The following is a 15,957-nucleotide window of genomic DNA, read 5'->3' as shown; positions in this document are numbered from 1 at the left end:
AAGGACTCGCCGCCATCATGAGCACCGCCACGCGCACCGCAACCAGCACCGCAACACGCACCGCCACCAGCAACACCACGAGCGCCGCCACGAGCGCTGCCACGAGCACCGCCACCAGGACGACGCGCCGTCACACCATCGCCGAGGCCGACAACCTGGCCGTCGCCTCCTTCCTGCTCGGCCTGCCCGGCCTGCTGCTCTTCAACATCGTCCTGGGGCCGCTCGCCATCATCCTGGCCACGCTCGCCCTCGTGCGGGGCACCCGCCGCCGTGGGCGCGCCGTCCTGGGCCTGGTGCTCGGCGTCGCCGCCCTGGCCGTCCTCTTCGTCACCACTGCCGCCGACCACGGCGTGCTCTGGCAGATCGGCACCTGAGACGGCACCGGGTCGGCCGCCCCGAGCACCGTCCGGCCAGGGCCGGAACCGGGCCACTCGAACGACCGATCCAGCCAATCTGCGGCGCCACGCCAGTCCGTCCCCGTACTGTGGCGCTATCGGCCGGGTGACTGTATGGGGGCTGGAGTGACGACCGAGTACCAGAGTGACGCGCAGTCGGGACGGATGGGAGGGTCCGGAGGCCCCGGACGGGCAGGCAGGCTGGTCGCCGTGAGCGACCTCCACGTCTCCTACCAGGAGAACCGTGACCTGGTCGAGAAGCTGGAGCCCGACTCCCCCGACGACTGGCTGATCGTCGCCGGTGACATCGCCGAACTCACCACCTCCATCGAGTGGAGCCTCGGCCTGCTCGCCGAACGCTTCGCCCGCGTGATCTGGGCCCCCGGCAACCACGAGCTGTGGACCCACCCCGACGACCCGGTGCAGCTGCGCGGCGTCGCCCGCTACGAGCACCTGGTGGAACTCTGCCGCCGCCTCGGTGTCGTGACCCCCGAGGACCCGTACCCGGTCTGGGAGGGCGCCGGCGGGCCGGTCGCCATCGCCCCGCTGTTCCTGCTGTACGACTACTCCTTCCGTGCGCCGGGGACGACCACCAAGGAAGAGTCCCTGGCGGCCGCCTACAGCAGCGGCGTGGTCTGCGCGGACGAGCGGATGCTCCACCCGGACCCGTTCCCCGATCTCGACTCCTGGTGCCGGGAGCGTGTCCGGATCACCGAGGAGCGGCTCGCGGCCCACGACCCCGAGCTGCCGCTGGTCCTGGTCAACCACTATCCGCTGGTCCGTCACCCCACCGAGGTTCTCTGGTACCCGGAGTTCGCCCAGTGGTGCGGCACCGAGCTGACGGCCGACTGGCACCGCCGCTTCAACACCGCCGCGATGATCTACGGGCATCTGCACATCCCCCGGGTGACCAACTACGACGGTGTCCGGTTCGAGGAGGTCTCGCTCGGCTACCCGCGCGAGTGGCACCGCCGCGGCCTGCCGGACCCGCTGCTGCGGCAGGTGTTCCCGCAGGACGGGTGAGGTCCTGGGGCCCTGGGGCCTCGACTTGGGGCCTCGGCTTGGGGTCGCGGCTTGGGGTCGCGGCTTGGGGTCGCGGCTGGAGGTCGCGGCTGGAGGTCGCGGCTTGAGGCCGCGGCTTGAGGTCGCGGCTTGAGGTCCTAGCGCCCTGAGGCCTCCGGGTCGACGTCCACGGCGGGTGCGGCCGGCCCCTGCACCCGCCCGCACCTGCCCCGCGTCCAGCGCTTCATGCCTACCGCCTTCTGCCGGCCGTCTCCTGCCCCTGTCGCCTGTCCCGCGCGCCTCCGGGCGTCCGCTTCAGGCCATCCGGTCGCCCCACTCCTCCATGTCCGCTGCGGTTACTCCGCTTCACGTCGTCTCACTCCGTCGCGATCGCCCGGAGCACGTCCAGCCGCGCCGCCCGCCCCGCCGGACGGAGGCCGGCCACCGCACCGGCCAGCAGTCCGGCTGCCAGCACCACCGCGAGCTGCCCCGGCGGTATCGCGAACGAGCCCGTCCCCGCGCTGTCCGAGGCCCGCACCAGCGCCCAGCCGAGGAAGGCCCCGAGGCCGAGCCCACCCACCGTGCCGAAGGCGGCCACCAGCACCGACTCCCAACGCACCATGCCACGCAGCTGCGCCCTGGTCTGGCCGACCGCTCGCAGCAGGCCCAGCTCCCTGGTCCGCTCGTGCACGGCCAGCGTCAGCGTGTTGGCGATGCCGAGCAGCGCGATCAGCACTGCCAGCGCCAGCAGCGCGTAGACCACCGAGAGCATCATGTCGACCCCTCCGGCGGCGCTCTCCGCGTACTCGTCCCGGTCCTGCACCTTCGGGTTCCCGAACGGGGCCGCGGCCTTCTCGACGGCGGCCTTGCCCGCGCCGAGCGTCACCCCGCTCTTCAGGCCGACGGCCACCATCGTGTCCGCGTCCTGGCCACGGTGCGGAGCCCAGGCCTGGCGGGTTATCAGGTAGTCCCCGGCCAGACCGCCGCCCTCGTACAGGGCACGGATGGTGAACGGGCCGCTCGCGCCGTCCGTGAAACCGACGGTGACGCTCTGGCCCAGCCGCCAGCCGTGCTGCTCGGCCTCGCTGCGCGAGACCGCCAGTCCGTCCGTGCCCAGGGTGTCGAGGGTGCCGTCGACCCTCCCGAGGTCGACGATGCCGGCCAGCCGCCCCGGATCGGTGACGTCCAGCGTCCGCCCATGGCCGTCGATCCGCGCGACGCCACGGCCGAGGCCCACCGTCTGCCGGACCTCGGGCAGTTGGGCGACGGTGTCGGCCAGCTTCGGGCTGACCCCGCTGCCACCCGCACCGAACGAGGGCGCGGTGACGGCGAGATCGCCGGCGAACGACGCGCTCACCGTGGTGTCCAGGGTGGCCTTGATGGAGGCGCCGAACACCGTGAACAGGGTGACCACCGCGACGCCGATCATCAGGGCACTCGCCGTGGCCGCCGTCCGGCGCGGATTACGGGCCGCGTTGCGCCGGGCCAGGGTGCCCGAGACCCCGCGCAGCCGGGGCAGCGGGGCGCCCAGCGTCCGGACCGCGAAGGCGGCGGCGACCGGGCCGAGCACCACCACGCCGGCCAGGACCGCCAGCGCCCCGACGGCGGTCAGCGTCACCGACGGCCCGACGGTCGCCCCGACGGTCGCGGCCGGGACACCGGCCGCGACCAGCAGCGCACCGAGTGCCACCCGGACCCTGCCGGACCGCCCCTCGGCCGCCCGGTCCACACCGGTCTCACGCAGGGCCGCCAACGGCGCTGTGCGCCCGGCCCGGACCGCCGGCAGCAGCGCCGAGCCGACCGCCACCACCGTGCCGACCAGCAGCGGCAGGACGACCGCGGCCGTGCTGATCACCATGCCGCCGGTCGGCAGTGAGAAGCCGAGCACCGAGAACAGCGCCTTGAGCCCCGCCGCCACCCCGATCCCGCCGATCAGCCCGCCGAGCGAGGCCAGCGCACCGACGGCCAGCGCCTCCGCCAGCGTCGCCCCGAGCACCTGGCCACGCACCGCGCCGAGCGCCCGCAGCAGGGCGTTCTCCCTCGTCCGCTGGGCGACCACGATGGCGAAGGTGTTGTGGATGGTGAAGGTCGCGACCAGCAGCGCGATCCCGGCGAAGACCAGCAGCAGCGTGGTGAACATGGTCAGGAACCGCCCCGACACCATCGCGGTGCTCTCCTGGGTGGCCGCCGCCCCGGTGACCGCCTCCACCCCAGCCGGCAGTTGCGGGGCGATCCGGGCCACCAGCTCGCGCTGCGATAGCCCGCCCGCGGCCCGGAGCTGGATCGATCCGGCCTGGCCGGCGCCCTTCGGCGTGAGGTAGCGCTCGGCGTCCCCGAACGTCAGGGCGGTGAAGGTGCTCGGCCCCATCCCGTCGGCGCTCTCCCCGAAGGTCGCGATGCCGACGATGGTGACCGTCATCGGGTCGGGGGTGCGCAGCACGGTGGTGGAGCCCAGGTGCAGCCCGCCGGTCTTCGCCGCACCCCGGTTGATCACGGCCTCGCCGGGCGCGGAGGGCGCCCGGCCCTCCGCCAGTTTGTAGGGGTTGAGCCGGCTGTCACCGAGCCAGTTGCCCGCCAGGGTCGGCGGTCCCTGCCCGCCGATCGGCTTGCCGTCGCTGCCGACCAGCTGGCCCGCTCCCTGCACGGATGCCTCGGCGGCGGCCACCCCGGGGACGGCGCGCAGTCGGTCGACCAGCCCCGTGTCGACGGGTGCCCTGACGCCGCCGGGCGCCCCCGGGGAATCGAGGACGTCGGCACTGCGGACCACCACGTCGGTACCGGCGTTGGCGTCGGCGAACAGGGTGTCGAAGTTGGCCCGCAGGGTGTCGCCGAGCACCATCGTCCCGGTCAGGAAGCTGACCCCGAGCAGGATCGACAGGAAGGTGCCGACCAGGCGCCGTTTGTGCGCGCCCAGCGAGCGCAGGCTGAGCCGGACGGCGGCCGTCGTGGACGTCATGACCGCCCCCGTTCGAAGGCCTTCATCCGGTCCAGCACCCCGCCCGCGGTGGGCCGCTCCATCCGGTCGACCAGACGGCCGTCGGCGAGGAACAGCGCCTCGTCGGCGTGCCCGGCGGCCATCGGGTCGTGGGTCACCATGACGACCGCCTGCCCCATCTCGTCCACCGCGCGGCGCAGCAGCCCGAGCACCTCACCGCCGGTGCGGGAGTCGAGGTTCCCGGTCGGCTCGTCGGCGAAGACCACCTGCGGCCGCCCGGCGAGCGCCCGGGCCACCGCGACGCGCTGCTGCTGGCCGCCGGAGAGCTCGCTCGGGCGGTGGTGCAGCCGGTCGCCGAGGCCGACGACGTCGATCAGCGCGTCCAGCCAGGCCTGGTCCGGCGCGGCGCCGGCCAGGTCCAGCGGGAGGGTGATGTTCTCCCGGACGGTGAGCGTGGGCACCAGGTTGAAGGCCTGGAAGACGAAGCCGATCCGCTCCCGCCGCAGCAGGGTGAGGCGCCGGTCGCCCAGCGCGCCCAGCTCGGTGGCACCGATGTAGGCGCTGCCGGCGGTGAGGGTGTCCAGCCCCGCCGCGCAGTGCATCAGGGTGGACTTGCCCGAGCCGGAGGGGCCCATGATCGCGGTGAACCGCCCGGCCGGGAACTCGACCGTGACGTGGTCGAGCGCCCGGACCTCGGTACCGCCGACGCCGTAGATCTTGACGGCGTCGGCGACCCGCGCGGCGGTGCCGCGTACGACGTCGAGGGTGGTCACTTCCCGGCACCCCCTCGGTACTGCGCGCCGCCCTGCCCGCCGCCCTGCCCGCGGCGCGACTCTGTCAGCACGGCCCGCTTGGCGCGGTACTCCTCGGCGTCGATGTCGCCCTCGGCGTAGCGGCGGCCCAGCACGGCCAGCGGGTGGTCCGGACCGGCTCCGCAGCCCCGGCGCCAGACCGTCCGGCGCAGGAGGACGATCACGAGGAACACCACGGCGGCCCAGGCCAGCGGGATCAGCAGGATCCAGGGGCCCGGCCAGTGCCCGTCGTGGTCGGCCAGCAGCGTGTACATGATGGTTCATCTCCTCGGCGGTGGGCTTCAAGGACCTCGGGACGGTTCCCGAGGTGACTTGAGCGTCCCGCCGACGGAGCTACTCCCGCGTCCTCCGGGGAGCGGCAGTCGGGATACTCCCGCGGGAGTACGGACGGCCGCGCCGCAGGGGCACGGGGAGTACGGAGCCCCATCGGGTACCCCGCGGCGCGCCTGAACCACCCGCCCGGGCCGCCCGTACCTCAGCCCAGCCACCCCGGCCGGACCAGCCCCGACTCGTAGGCCAGCACCACGAGTTGCGCCCGGTCCCGCGCGCCGAGCTTCACCATGGCCCGGCTGACGTGCGTCTTCGCGGTCAGCGGGCTGACCACCAGCCGGCGCGCGATGTCCTCGTTGGAGAGCCCCATGCCGACCAGCGCCAGCACCTCCCGCTCGCGCTCGGTGAGCACGGAGACGTCCGTCAGGCCCGCCACCGCCGCCTCCGGTGCCTTGGAGCGGGCGGCGAACTCGCCGATCAGACGACGCGTCACCCCCGGCGAGAGCAGGGCGTCGCCCGCGACCGCGACCCGGACGGCACGGAGCAGTTCGGCCGGCTCGGTGTCCTTGACCAGGAACCCGGCCGCCCCCGAGCGGAGTGCCTCGAAGACGTACTCGTCCAGCTCGAAGGTGGTCAGCACGACCACCCGCACCTCGGCCAGCGCCGGGTCGGCGGCGATCCGGCGGGTGGCCTCCAGCCCGTCCATCCGGGGCATCCGGATGTCCATCAGGACGACATCCGGCAGGAGCTCGCGGGCCAGGCGGAGCGCGGCCTCGCCGTCGTCCGCCTCGCCGACCACGGTGAGGTCGTCCTGCATGTCGAGCAGCGCCCGGAACCCGGCCCGGACCAGCACCTGGTCGTCCGCCAGCAGTACCCGGATCACGAGCCCTCCCGCTCGCCGGTGGGCCCTTGCCCCTCACCCCTGGACTCCGGACGCTCGCCGGTGGGCCGCGGCCACTCGCCTGCCGGGCCCGTCGGCTCGACCGTGGGCCCCTGCCGCGTCGGCAGCACCGCCCGGACCCGGAACCCGCCCCCCGCCGACGGCGCCACCGGCCCCGCCGTGATGCTGCCGCCGAACGCGGCGACCCGCTCCCGCATCCCGGCCAGCCCACTGCCCGTCCCGCCCGCGTCGCCGGGCGAGGCCGGGCCCGGGTCGTCGACCTTGACGACCAGGGCGTCGGGATCCCTCCAGTCCAGCACGACCGCCGCCTGCCGGGCGATCGAGTGCCTGATCACATTGGTCAGCGCCTCCTGGACGATCCGGAAGGCCGTCAGGTCGACGCCGGCGGACAGCGCGCGCCGGCGGCCCGTCTCGTGCACCTCGACCTCCAGCCCGACCCGCTCCGCCTGCTCGGTGAGCTCGTCGAGCCGGTCCAGCCCGGGCGCCGGGCCGCGCGGCGCCGCCGCCCCGGGCGCGCGCAGCGTCCCGAGCACCTGGCGGACCTCGCCGAGCGCCTCCTTGCTGGTCGCCTTGATCGTGGTCAGCGCCGTCCGCGCCTGCTCCGGCCGGCTGTCGATCAGCGCGAGCGCCACCCCGGCCTGGATGTTGATCAGCGAGAGGCTGTGCGCCAGGATGTCGTGCAACTCCCGCGCCATCCGCAGCCGTTCCTCGTTGGCCCGGCGCTGAGCCAGCTGCTGCTCGTACTCCCGGTGGGCAGCCATCTGCTCCCGCCGGAACCGCACGATCTCGGCGACCGACACCACCAGCAGCAGCCAGGCGATCAGCCCCAGCTCCTGCCACCAGGTGATCGTCGACGGAGCCGCGCGCTGCCAGTCGGCCGGCACCGCGAACGTGACCAGCGCATGGACGAGGTAGACCCCGCCGAGCCCGGCCCAGGCGGCCCGGCGGTGCCCGGAGCCGACCGCCGCACAACAGGCGATCACCCAGCTCAGGAAGACCGGCCCGTACGGATACCCGGCGGTCAGGTACACCGCGGTGACCAGTGAGGTCCCCGCGACCACCGCCACCGGCCACCGGCGGCGCAGCACCAGCAGCACGGGCCCGAGCACCAGCAGGACGTACCCGAAGGCGTCCAGCGGGACCCGCCCGCTCTGGTGCCGGCCGGCCGCGGTGGACCCCACCACCTGGAGCGCCGCGAACACGACCGCCGCCGCCACCGGCCAGCCCGCCTTGGCGGCCCGCACCCACGGCGGGCGCCACGGCTCGGCATGCCCGCCCGGGGGCGTGCCGAACCCGCCCGGCGCGGGATGCTCCCCCGGCGGCGGCCCGGAACGCGCCGACGGCGGCTGAGGTGTACGCGGCGTCATGCCCGGAAGGCTAGACCCCGCGCACACCCCGCCGCGTCACCCGAGAGTCGCGTTCGCGCGTACTCCCGCGGGAGTACGCGCGAACGCGAGCTCACCTCTGACCCTCCGCCGCAGCCGGCTCCTCGGCCTCCTCGGAGGTGGCCGAGGCCTCCGGCCGGGCCGTCGTCACCACCAGCTCCCCGTCACTCACGCCCGCGATCAACGTGTCCCCCTCCTGCACACTGCCGTCCAGCAGGAGATTGGAGATCCGGTTGTCCAGCTCCGACTGGATGGTCCGGCGCAGCGGCCGCGCCCCGAACTCCGGCTGGTAGCCCCGGTTCACCAGCCACTCCTTGGCCTCCTCGGCGACCTCCAGCCGCACGTCCTGCGCCTTCAGCCGGCGCCGGCTGCGGTCCAGCATCAGGTCGACCACCTGGAGGAGGTCCTTGCGGGTGAGCGCGTGGAAGACGATCACCTCGTCGATCCGGTTGAGGAACTCCGGACGGAACTGCGTCCGCAGGTCCCTCATCAGGTCGTCCTTGATCTCGTCGACGTCACCCGAATGGTCGAGGATCCGCTGCGAGCCGATGTTGCTGGTCATGATGACCACGGTGTTGCGGAAGTCGACCGTACGCCCCTGGGAGTCCGTCAGCCGCCCGTCGTCCAGCACCTGGAGCAGCAGGTTGAAGACGTCCGGGTGCGCCTTCTCCACCTCGTCGAACAGCAGCACGCTGTACGGCTTGCGGCGGACCGCCTCGGTGAGCTGGCCGGCCTCGTCGTAGCCGACGTACCCGGGCGGGGAGCCGACGAGACGGGAGACGGTGTGCTTCTCCTGGAACTCGCTCATGTCGAAGCGGATCATCCGGTCCGGGTCGCCGAACAGCAGCGCCGCCAGCGCCTTGGCCAGCTCGGTCTTGCCGACGCCGGTCGGGCCGAGGAAGAGGAAGGAGCCGGTCGGCCGGTCCGGGTCGCCCATCCCGGCCCGGCCGCGCCGCACCGCCTGGGCGACCGCCGTCACCGCCTGGTCCTGCCCGATCACCTTCTGGTGGAGGTGCTCCTCCAGCTTGAGCAAGCGCTCGCGCTCGGTCGCGTTCAGCTCGGCGACGGGGATGCCCGTCCGCCGCGAGAGCACCTGCGCGATGTCGTCCGCGGTGACCTCGACGACCTCCTCGCGGCCCTCGGCGATCGCGGCCAGCTCGTCCTCGGTCTGCCGCAGCTCGGTCTTGAGGTTGGCCGCCCGCACGAACTCCTCGTCCGCGACCGCCTCCTCCAGCTCCCGGCGCAGCTTGGTGATCCGGTCCTGCACCGGCATCGCCTTGGTGGAGCCGCTCAGGCTGCGCAGCCGCACCCGCGCACCGGCCTGGTCGAGCAGGTCGATCGCCTTGTCCGGCAGGAAGCGGTCGCTGACGTACCGGTCGGAGAGGGTCGCGGCGGCGTCCAACGCCCCGTCGGTGAACCGCACCTGGTGGTGCGCCTCGTAGGCGTCGCGCAGCCCCTGGAGGATCTCGATCGTCTCCCCGACCGTCGGCTCGGGCACCAGCACCGGCTGGAACCGCCGCTCCAGCGCGGCGTCCTTCTCGATGTGCCTGCGGTACTCGTCCAACGTGGTGGCGCCGACCACGCTCAGTTCGCCCCGGGCCAGGGCCGGCTTGAGGATGTTGCCCGCGTCCATCGAGCCCTCGCCGCCCCCGCCCGCGCCCACCACGGTGTGCAGCTCGTCAAGGAAGAGGATCACGCTCTTCTCGGCCGCCGTGACCTCGTCGATCACGCTCTTCAGCCGCTCCTCGAACTCGCCCCGGTACTTGGAACCGGCCACCAGCGCGGCCAGGTCGAGGGTGACCACACGCTTGTCCTTGAGGCTCTGCGGCACGTCCCCGGAGACGATCCGCTGCGCCAGCCCCTCGACGATCGCGGTCTTGCCGACGCCCGGCTCACCGATCAGCACCGGGTTGTTCTTGGTCCGCCGGGAGAGGATCTCGACGGTCTGCTCGATCTCCTCGGCCCGCCCCACCACCGGGTCCAGCCTGCCGGACCGCGCCTCCTCGGTGAGGTCCCGGCCGTACTCGTCCAGGGTCGGCGTCTGGCTCGGACGCGCGCCGGTGCTGCTGCGTTCGCCCCCCACCCCGCGCCCGTCCATCACCGTGCGCAGCGCCTCCTGCGAGGGCGCCGCGTTGTGCAGGGCCGTGCCCTTGCCCGAGCGCTCCTCCTCCAACAGCGCGCCGAGGATGTGCTCCGGCCCGATGTAGGAGGCGCCCGCGGCCTGCGACCGGGCATGCGCGGCGAGCAGCGCGCGCTTGGCGGAGGGGGTGAGCGCCGGGCGCCCGTCCGCCTCGACCTCCGCGTTCCCGGCGGGCAGCTCCCGGCTCAGGTCGTCGGCGAGCCGGTCCGGATCGATGCCGGCGCGCTCCAGCATCCGGCGCGAGGGTTCCACCCGGGTGGCAGCCCAGACCAGATGCGCGGTGTCGAGGTCGCTGCTCCCGTCCTCGGCGGCGCGCCGTGCGGCGAGCGCCAGCAGTTCCTGCGAGGACTCACTCAGCAACCGCCCGATCGGCACCCGTTGCACCGCGGGCGGGGAGGCCAGCGGGCTCATGCCGAAGAACCGGCTGAGCAGATCGGAGAACGGATCGTTCGACCCGAACGGGGGAATCGTCACGGTGGATCACCTCTCCCAAGCAGTTCGAGCCCCACACAAACACAGGTGTCGGCCACCCGCCTCCCGGAACGATCCGCCCCCGGCCGGCCCGGCCGTCCACCCGATTCACCCCGCAGGACGGCCGGGTTCACCCAGTGAAGCGGTCGAGCAGCACGCCGCCGCTGCACGTCACGGGCCATCGCGAGCACGCCGCCCGCCACGTTTTGCAGCACCGCCCGGGCCACCCCGGAAGCCCCCGGGCCACCCCGGCACCGCCCAGGCCACCCCGGCACCGTCCGGACCATCGAGTGTGCCAAGCGGCAGTGCGTGAGCCGGCCAACGCGGGTGGTGGAGCGGCTTTGGCCCGTGTCCTGTCCGGCCTAGGTCCGAGCATGCTCGGGGGCCGTAAGCTACTGCGACTCCGTCAGGGCTTCCGGGCCTGACCGCAATTTGGCCGAGTGGCCCCCGGCCTTGCTCGGTGCGGTCCCCGAGCCAGGGAGGTGGGTAAAGCCGCGGGGAGCCCGTCACCAGCCACGGCCGGCAGTGGCCTTCACCCCTCCATTTCGGTCCGATGCCTGGCGCGGCCGGCCGCCGCCCGCCCCGGGCGAAGACAGGGGGCGAGGCGAGCGGCAAATACCTCGCCCTGGCGCGCAACGCACGCCCTTGAACCCGTGGAGAAGAGTTCTACGCACCCTTCCTCCCCCTCATCCCTGTCCTGCTCTCCCGCTACTGGCCGAACCGCCCGGCTCCTGGGATCGCCGCGTTCCTGTCGATCGGTGCGTGGGCATGCTGATCCTGTGCCAGGGAGGACACGCGGGAGGGGGCAACATGACTGACCTGGTGGTCAAGCCATGGCGGGTGCCGGGCAGGGAACGGCTCTACGTGAACAAGGCCGGCGCCCGTGGTGACTCGGTTGCCTGGCTGGACTGCAAGACCGGCGTGGTCCGGGTGGACATCCCGGAGTTCGAGGGCGCTGCCCTGGTCATGGTCGAGGAGTGGTGCCGCTCCTTCGGCAGCCATGTGCCACCGCGAACCATTCGACGCCGCGAGGAGAAGCAGCAGTCGACGCGGGTAGCCCCGCCTCAGGTGCCGCAGCCTCCGTCGGGGCTGCCCCTCCTTCCGCCCATGCGAGAAGAGGACGACCTTGCGCGGAACCTCCCCGGCGCTGGGCTGGAGCGGCTGGTACGTCAGGGTGAGGAGACCTACAAGCTTCTCGTTCGGCTGGCAGCCAAGGTCTCCCGGCAACGCCTCGGCGACCCCAGGACGCTTCAGGGACTGGAAGGCGAGCAGATCGTGGGCGCTCACCTGGAAGCGTTGAAAGCCACCGGGTGGAAGGTTCTGCACGGAGTGCCGCTGCCGTCTGGGGCGGACATCGACCACGTGGCGATCGGCCCGCCGGGCGTCTTCACAGTCAACTCGAAGCATCACCCCGGAGCCACGGTGTGGGTCGGCGACAAGATCGTGAAGGTCAACCGCAATGGCTTCCCCTACCTGGAGAACTCCGAGTTCGAGGCCCGGCGAACCGCCAAGCTCCTGACCGAATGGTGCGGCTTCAAGGTGCCCGTGCACCCGGTGATCGCCGTGGTGGGCGCCCAGAAGATCACCTACCGCGCCGCCCCTGCCGTGGCCGTCATCGACGCCGAACAGATCGGCTCAATCCTGCCGTCCCGGCCAGAGGAGCTTCCCCCAGCCACGCTGGAGCAGATCTTCAGAATCGCGCGGCATCGCTACGTGTGGGGCCAGATCGGCAAGCGGAGCGCGTGACCCCCGCAGCTCAGCCGGCCCACCTACGATCAGCAAGCCACGAACTGACGGCCGTTCTCCTGCCTGCGCGAGGCTCAGGATGCGATCACCCGGCTCGCCGACCACCGCGGTCGCGGCTCTCAACCGGCTCCGCCTTCCCTCCCCCGCCTGATGCGCCCGGCCATGACGGTCGGCCGGGGGCGCTTCTCTGTCATCCGTACCGTGCCCAGCGGAAACGGCATGATCATTTGGGAGGAATCCAGGGGGCGGCTCTCACCAGCCGGACAACAGGCAGCCTCGGAGCGGCTACAGGTTCAATACGCACACGACTGCGGCCCAGGCCGGGACAGTAGTCCCGGCCTGGGCCGAAGCCTCAGTCTTGCCTGTTCAAGGGGTGGGCGCGGACGGTTTCGAACCGCCGACATCTGCTTTGTAAGAGCAGCGCTCTACCACTGAGCTACGCGCCCCCGGCCGTGGCCCGGTTCGGGCAACGACGACTGCCTAGCGTACCTGGTCCGGGAGGTGGTGTGGTGCACGTGGTCGGGGAGTGGGACGGGTGGGGTGCCGGTCGGGTGGGGCGATCGGGAAGAATGGGCGGTGGATCAGCGGTCGGAGCAGGGAGCGCGCAGTGAGGGTGGCCGGCGGGGTCAGGCGGGGGCGGCGGCCGGGGAGTGCGGCGGCCGAGGCGCTGGTGTTGCCGCTCGTGGTGGCGGGTGCGCTGGGGGCGGCCGGGGCTGCGGCGTTCGGAAGTGCCGGTGGCGGGCGCGGCGGCGGCTGGTGGGGGCGGCGCGGCGGCGAGGGCGTGCGGGCGGACGCCAAGGCGGCCCGGGACGCGGCGCAGCAGGCGTTCTACGAGCTGGACTCGACCCAGCGCGAGGTGCGGTTGGCCGTGGAGACGGTGCGCGCGGCGGAGGACGGTGCGACGGCCCGGCAGGCGGCGGCGGACTTCGAGGCGATCTCCGGCCGGGTCGACCAGGTGACCGTGAACTACCTGGCGGCGCTGGACGCGCACGACCTGGACGCGGAGGAGCTGGAGTCCGGGGCGGCGGCCCGGGCCCGGCGCCAGTTGGAGGACGTGCAGGGGCAGCTCGGGCAGGCGCTGGCGGAGCTGAACGGGTTCCTGCAGCGGCTGCAGCCGGTGTTGCAGCACGCCGAGTCGCAGCTGATGCGGGTGACGCCGGCGGTGGAGCAGGCGAAGCGGGCGCTGCTCGCCGCGACCAACGCGCTGGAGGCGGTGCGCGGGGCGGGCCTGAAGGCGGACGATCTGGCGGCCCGGCTGGCCGAGCTGGCGCCGGAGCTGGGCCGGCTGAACGAGGGCGCGGCCCGGCACGGGGTGGCGGCGACGTTGCAACGCGCGGAGCAGGTGAAGGAGCGGGCCGAGGCCGTCGCGGCGGATGCCTCGCACCTGCCGGAGCGGGCGCGGGAGATCGACCGGCGGGTGGCCAGCCTGCGGACCAGGATCCAGGCGCTGGAGACCAAGGCCGCCACGGTGGAGCCGGCGCTGAGCGAGTTGCGCCGGAGGTTCTCCACCTCGTGCTGGCAGGACCTCCAGCGGGTGCCGGATCAGGTGGCGGAGGCCGGGCACGCGGCGGAGCAGAAGCTCATGGAGGCGGCGCGGGCGCGTGACGAGCAGCGCTGGGCGGACGCGACGGGCGCGATCGGTACGGTGCGCGCCCTGCTGGACACCGCGGACGGCTCGGTGGTCGCCGTGAACGAGCGGCTGCGGCAGCTGAACGAGGTGCAGCACGACCCGAACCGGGAGATCGAGCGCACCCGGTTCGCCCTGCGCGACGCCCAGCGGCTGGCGATGGCGGGTCGGCAGGCGCCGGACCCTCGGCACGCGGCTCCGCTGGACGCGGCGGTCGGGCGGCTCGACCGCGCGGTGGCGGAGCTGGAGGCGGCCGGACGGCACCCCGACTACTGGCACTTCCTGACCGAGCTGGCCGGGGTGCGGGAGACGGCGGCGAAGGTGGTCGAGTTGATCCGCGGCGACATCGGCGGTCACCGGTAGCGCGGGGGAACGACCGCCGGCCGGCCGGAAGGACAAGGACGGTAGGGCCAGGAAAGGTAGGGGGCAGGCGGCGGCAGGCCGGGAGAGTAGGCCGGGCGGCAGGGCCGGGACAGGGAGAAGAGCCGCGAACAAAAGGCGGTTACCCGCGAGTAACTTTGTGGGCTAGAGTCGCGCCATGGCTCGAAAGCGCAACGTCTCCGCCCGTACGTTCCGGCGCGGGATCAACCTCTGGCCGCCTTTCCTCTTCGCCGGAATCAAGGTGCTGGCCCTCTCCGACGACTTCCGGCGGACGACGGTCCGGCTCCGGCTCGGGCGGCTGAACCGCAACTACGTGGGCACGCACTTCGGCGGGTCGATCTTCGCGATGACCGACCCGTTCTGGATGCTGCTGGTCATGCACAACCTCGGGCGCGGCTACGTGGTCTGGGACGCCGCCGCCGAGATCAGCTTCGTGTCGCCCGGGCGCGGCGACATCGTCGCCGAGTTCGTGCTCACCGATGACCGGCTGGCCGAGATCCGCGAACTCACCCAGGACGGCAAGAAGGCCCTGGTCTGGTTCGACACCGAGGTCCTGGCGGCGGACGGCTCGGTGGTGGCCCGGGTGCGCAAGCAGCTCTACGTACGGGAAAAGCGCCGCACCGCCTGAACCGGGCTACCCTGCGGGGTATGCCACGCTACGACTTCCGCTGCCGCTCCTGCGGCGCCACCTTCGAACTCCGCCGCACGATGGCGCAGGCCAACGACCCGGCGGTCTGCCCGCAGGGACACGAGGACACCGTGAAGCTGCTGTCGGCCGTCGCCGTCACCGGCGGGGCCTCCGGCGGCGCCGCGCAGCAGGCCCCGTCCGGAGGCGGGGGCGGCTGCTGCGGCGGCGGTTGCTGCGGCTGACACCTGCACCGAGGGCACCGACACCAGGGGCACCGGTACCGGGGGCACCAGGGGCACCGGTACCGGGGGCACCAGCGGCTACACCAGGGGCACCGGTACCGGGGGCACCAGCGGCTAGACGAGGGGCACCGGTACCGGGCACAGCCGTCAGCCCGCGACGACCGGTCCCACCGAACCGACCACGTCCACCGCGCCCCGGACCCGGGCCAGGAACTGACGGACGATCTCCTCCCCCGCCGCCACGCCCACCTGGTCGAGGGCGGTGACGCCGGGGGCCGTCCAACCGCTGTCCGCGAGTTCGCCGTGCCCGGGGCGCCAGGCCGCGTCTGCGGCGAGCAGCAGGTCGGCGTCGAGCAGCGAGTCGCCGGCCGCCAGCACGGTGGCCCCGCCGACCCGCCGCTCGACCTCGGCCAGCGCGGCGCTCTTGCTGAGCGGCGCCGGCACCGCGTACACCTTGCGGCCCTGCAGCGAGACGGCCCAGCCGCGCTCGCCGCACCAGCCGGTGAGTTCGTCCAGCCAGCCGGCCGGCAGCTCGGCGCGCTCCACGACCAGATAGGCGAAGAGGTCGTCGGCGACCCGCCGCTTGTGGGTCCACTCCGGGTCGGCGCAGAGCGCCAGGTGCTCGACCACCTCGGCCAGCGGCACCGAGGCGGCGGCCAGGCGGCCGGCCACCTCGGTCTGCCAGTCCTCGTCCGGCACGCCGTCCACGAGCAGCCGGCCGCCGTTGCTGCAGATCGCGTAGGCCGGAATCCAACCGGGCGTCGGGCCGGGCAGGTTGACCCGCTCGTACTGGGTCCTGGTCCGCGTGGTGGCGGGGACGAGGAGCGCCTCGCGGGCCAGCTCCACCAGCAGCGCGGCGGCCTGCTCGGTCATGAACGAGAGCGCCTTGCCGTCGTGCACCTCGACCGAGAGCAGCCGCGGGGCGAGCCGGTCGGGCACGTCCAGGGCGAGGGCGCGGTTGGAGTAGATCAGGGTGCGGTCGAGGTCGCTCGCGACCAGGAAACCACTGGGACTCATCGGGC

General features: G+C 73.3%; 13 protein-coding genes and 1 tRNA gene. 6 read left to right on the top strand and 8 right to left on the bottom strand.

Annotation, left to right across the window (positions count from 1 at the left end; all coding sequences use genetic code 11):
* Positions 1-17 precede the first annotated feature (17 nt).
* Together ACZ3YO_RS00265 and ACZ3YO_RS00260 are read left to right on the top strand one after the other, a co-directional pair.
* Complete coding sequence (locus ACZ3YO_RS00265; protein WP_465562859.1) at positions 18-374, top strand: DUF4190 domain-containing protein; 357 nt, start codon at positions 18-20, stop codon at positions 372-374.
* A 186-nt stretch (positions 375-560) separates the two neighbouring features.
* Positions 561-1,418: a metallophosphoesterase family protein gene (locus ACZ3YO_RS00260; RefSeq protein ID WP_465562856.1), complete on the top strand. Its 858-nt coding sequence runs from the start codon at positions 561-563 to the stop codon at positions 1,416-1,418.
* 355 nt (positions 1,419-1,773) lie between these two features.
* On the opposite strand, the gene ACZ3YO_RS00255 is transcribed toward ACZ3YO_RS00260, so the two are convergent.
* From ACZ3YO_RS00255 to ACZ3YO_RS00230, 6 genes are all read right to left on the bottom strand, one after another.
* A complete protein-coding gene (locus ACZ3YO_RS00255; RefSeq protein WP_465562853.1) occupies positions 1,774-4,353 on the bottom strand; it encodes an ABC transporter permease in 2,580 nt (859 codons plus the stop codon).
* Positions 4,350-5,105, bottom strand: a complete 756-nt coding sequence (locus ACZ3YO_RS00250; RefSeq protein ID WP_465562850.1) for an ABC transporter ATP-binding protein — start codon at positions 5,103-5,105, stop codon at positions 4,350-4,352. Before ACZ3YO_RS00250 ends, ACZ3YO_RS00255 begins: the two co-directional genes overlap by 4 nt.
* Positions 5,102-5,398 (bottom strand): SHOCT domain-containing protein, encoded by a 297-nt coding sequence (locus ACZ3YO_RS00245; RefSeq protein ID WP_465545342.1) that lies wholly within the window; start codon positions 5,396-5,398, stop codon positions 5,102-5,104. Before ACZ3YO_RS00245 ends, ACZ3YO_RS00250 begins: the two co-directional genes overlap by 4 nt.
* A 221-nt stretch (positions 5,399-5,619) precedes the next feature.
* On the bottom strand, positions 5,620-6,297 hold the full coding sequence (locus ACZ3YO_RS00240; RefSeq protein ID WP_465545340.1) for a response regulator: 678 nt from the start codon (positions 6,295-6,297) through the stop codon (positions 5,620-5,622).
* Positions 6,294-7,682 (bottom strand): sensor histidine kinase, encoded by a 1,389-nt coding sequence (locus tag ACZ3YO_RS00235; RefSeq protein ID WP_465562849.1) that lies wholly within the window; start codon positions 7,680-7,682, stop codon positions 6,294-6,296. Before ACZ3YO_RS00235 ends, ACZ3YO_RS00240 begins: the two co-directional genes overlap by 4 nt.
* Before the next feature lie 91 nt (positions 7,683-7,773).
* Complete coding sequence (locus ACZ3YO_RS00230; RefSeq protein ID WP_465562846.1) at positions 7,774-10,314, bottom strand: ATP-dependent Clp protease ATP-binding subunit; 2,541 nt, start codon at positions 10,312-10,314, stop codon at positions 7,774-7,776.
* A gap of 807 nt (positions 10,315-11,121) precedes the next feature.
* On the opposite strand from ACZ3YO_RS00230, the gene ACZ3YO_RS00225 reads away from it, so the two are divergent.
* Entirely contained in the window at positions 11,122-12,057 is a 936-nt protein-coding gene (locus ACZ3YO_RS00225; protein WP_465562843.1) for a nuclease-related domain-containing protein, read from the top strand.
* 374 nt (positions 12,058-12,431) lie between these two features.
* Here the strand turns inward: ACZ3YO_RS00225 and ACZ3YO_RS00220 are convergent.
* Positions 12,432-12,503, bottom strand: a tRNA-Val gene (locus ACZ3YO_RS00220).
* A 167-nt stretch (positions 12,504-12,670) separates the two neighbouring features.
* On the opposite strand from ACZ3YO_RS00220, the gene ACZ3YO_RS00215 reads away from it, so the two are divergent.
* The 3 genes from ACZ3YO_RS00215 to ACZ3YO_RS00205 all read left to right on the top strand — a co-directional run bounded on the left by ACZ3YO_RS00215 (position 12,671) and on the right by ACZ3YO_RS00205 (position 14,935).
* Positions 12,671-14,047 carry a hypothetical protein gene (locus ACZ3YO_RS00215; RefSeq protein ID WP_465564117.1) on the top strand — a complete coding sequence of 459 codons (1,377 nt, stop codon included), beginning with the start codon at positions 12,671-12,673 and terminating at the stop codon, positions 14,045-14,047.
* Between the two features lie 175 nt (positions 14,048-14,222).
* Positions 14,223-14,693: a DUF4442 domain-containing protein gene (locus tag ACZ3YO_RS00210; protein ID WP_465562840.1), complete on the top strand. Its 471-nt coding sequence runs from the start codon at positions 14,223-14,225 to the stop codon at positions 14,691-14,693.
* Between the two features lie 20 nt (positions 14,694-14,713).
* Positions 14,714-14,935, top strand: a complete 222-nt coding sequence (locus ACZ3YO_RS00205) for an FmdB family zinc ribbon protein (protein ID WP_329487465.1) — start codon at positions 14,714-14,716, stop codon at positions 14,933-14,935.
* 147 nt (positions 14,936-15,082) lie between these two features.
* Here the strand turns inward: ACZ3YO_RS00205 and ACZ3YO_RS00200 are convergent, their stop codons facing one another.
* Positions 15,083-15,952 carry an HAD family hydrolase gene (locus ACZ3YO_RS00200; RefSeq protein ID WP_405359703.1) on the bottom strand — a complete coding sequence of 290 codons (870 nt, stop codon included), beginning with the start codon at positions 15,950-15,952 and terminating at the stop codon, positions 15,083-15,085.
* Between the last annotated feature and the right edge of the window lie 5 nt (positions 15,953-15,957).

The sequence above is a fragment of the Kitasatospora sp. NPDC022785 genome, assembly GCF_055561295.1.
Note: the sequence above shows the minus strand (reverse complement) of the source record. Positions and strands in the feature narration are given on the sequence as shown.

What these genes read in the sequence shown, in the direction of transcription:
- ACZ3YO_RS00255 (WP_465562853.1), bottom strand. Translation starts at nt 4,353, where the DNA reads ATGACGTCCACGACGGCCGCCGTCCGGCTCAGCCTGCGCTCGCTGGGC.
- ACZ3YO_RS00205 (WP_329487465.1), top strand. Translation starts at nt 14,714, where the DNA reads ATGCCACGCTACGACTTCCGCTGCCGCTCCTGCGGCGCCACCTTCGAA.
- ACZ3YO_RS00200 (WP_405359703.1), bottom strand. Translation starts at nt 15,952, where the DNA reads ATGAGTCCCAGTGGTTTCCTGGTCGCGAGCGACCTCGACCGCACCCTG.
- ACZ3YO_RS00225 (WP_465562843.1), top strand. Translation starts at nt 11,122, where the DNA reads ATGACTGACCTGGTGGTCAAGCCATGGCGGGTGCCGGGCAGGGAACGG.
- ACZ3YO_RS00245 (WP_465545342.1), bottom strand. Translation starts at nt 5,398, where the DNA reads ATGTACACGCTGCTGGCCGACCACGACGGGCACTGGCCGGGCCCCTGG.
- ACZ3YO_RS00260 (WP_465562856.1), top strand. Translation starts at nt 561, where the DNA reads ATGGGAGGGTCCGGAGGCCCCGGACGGGCAGGCAGGCTGGTCGCCGTG.
- ACZ3YO_RS00210 (WP_465562840.1), top strand. Translation starts at nt 14,223, where the DNA reads ATGGCTCGAAAGCGCAACGTCTCCGCCCGTACGTTCCGGCGCGGGATC.
- ACZ3YO_RS00235 (WP_465562849.1), bottom strand. Translation starts at nt 7,682, where the DNA reads ATGACGCCGCGTACACCTCAGCCGCCGTCGGCGCGTTCCGGGCCGCCG.
- ACZ3YO_RS00265 (WP_465562859.1), top strand. Translation starts at nt 18, where the DNA reads ATGAGCACCGCCACGCGCACCGCAACCAGCACCGCAACACGCACCGCC.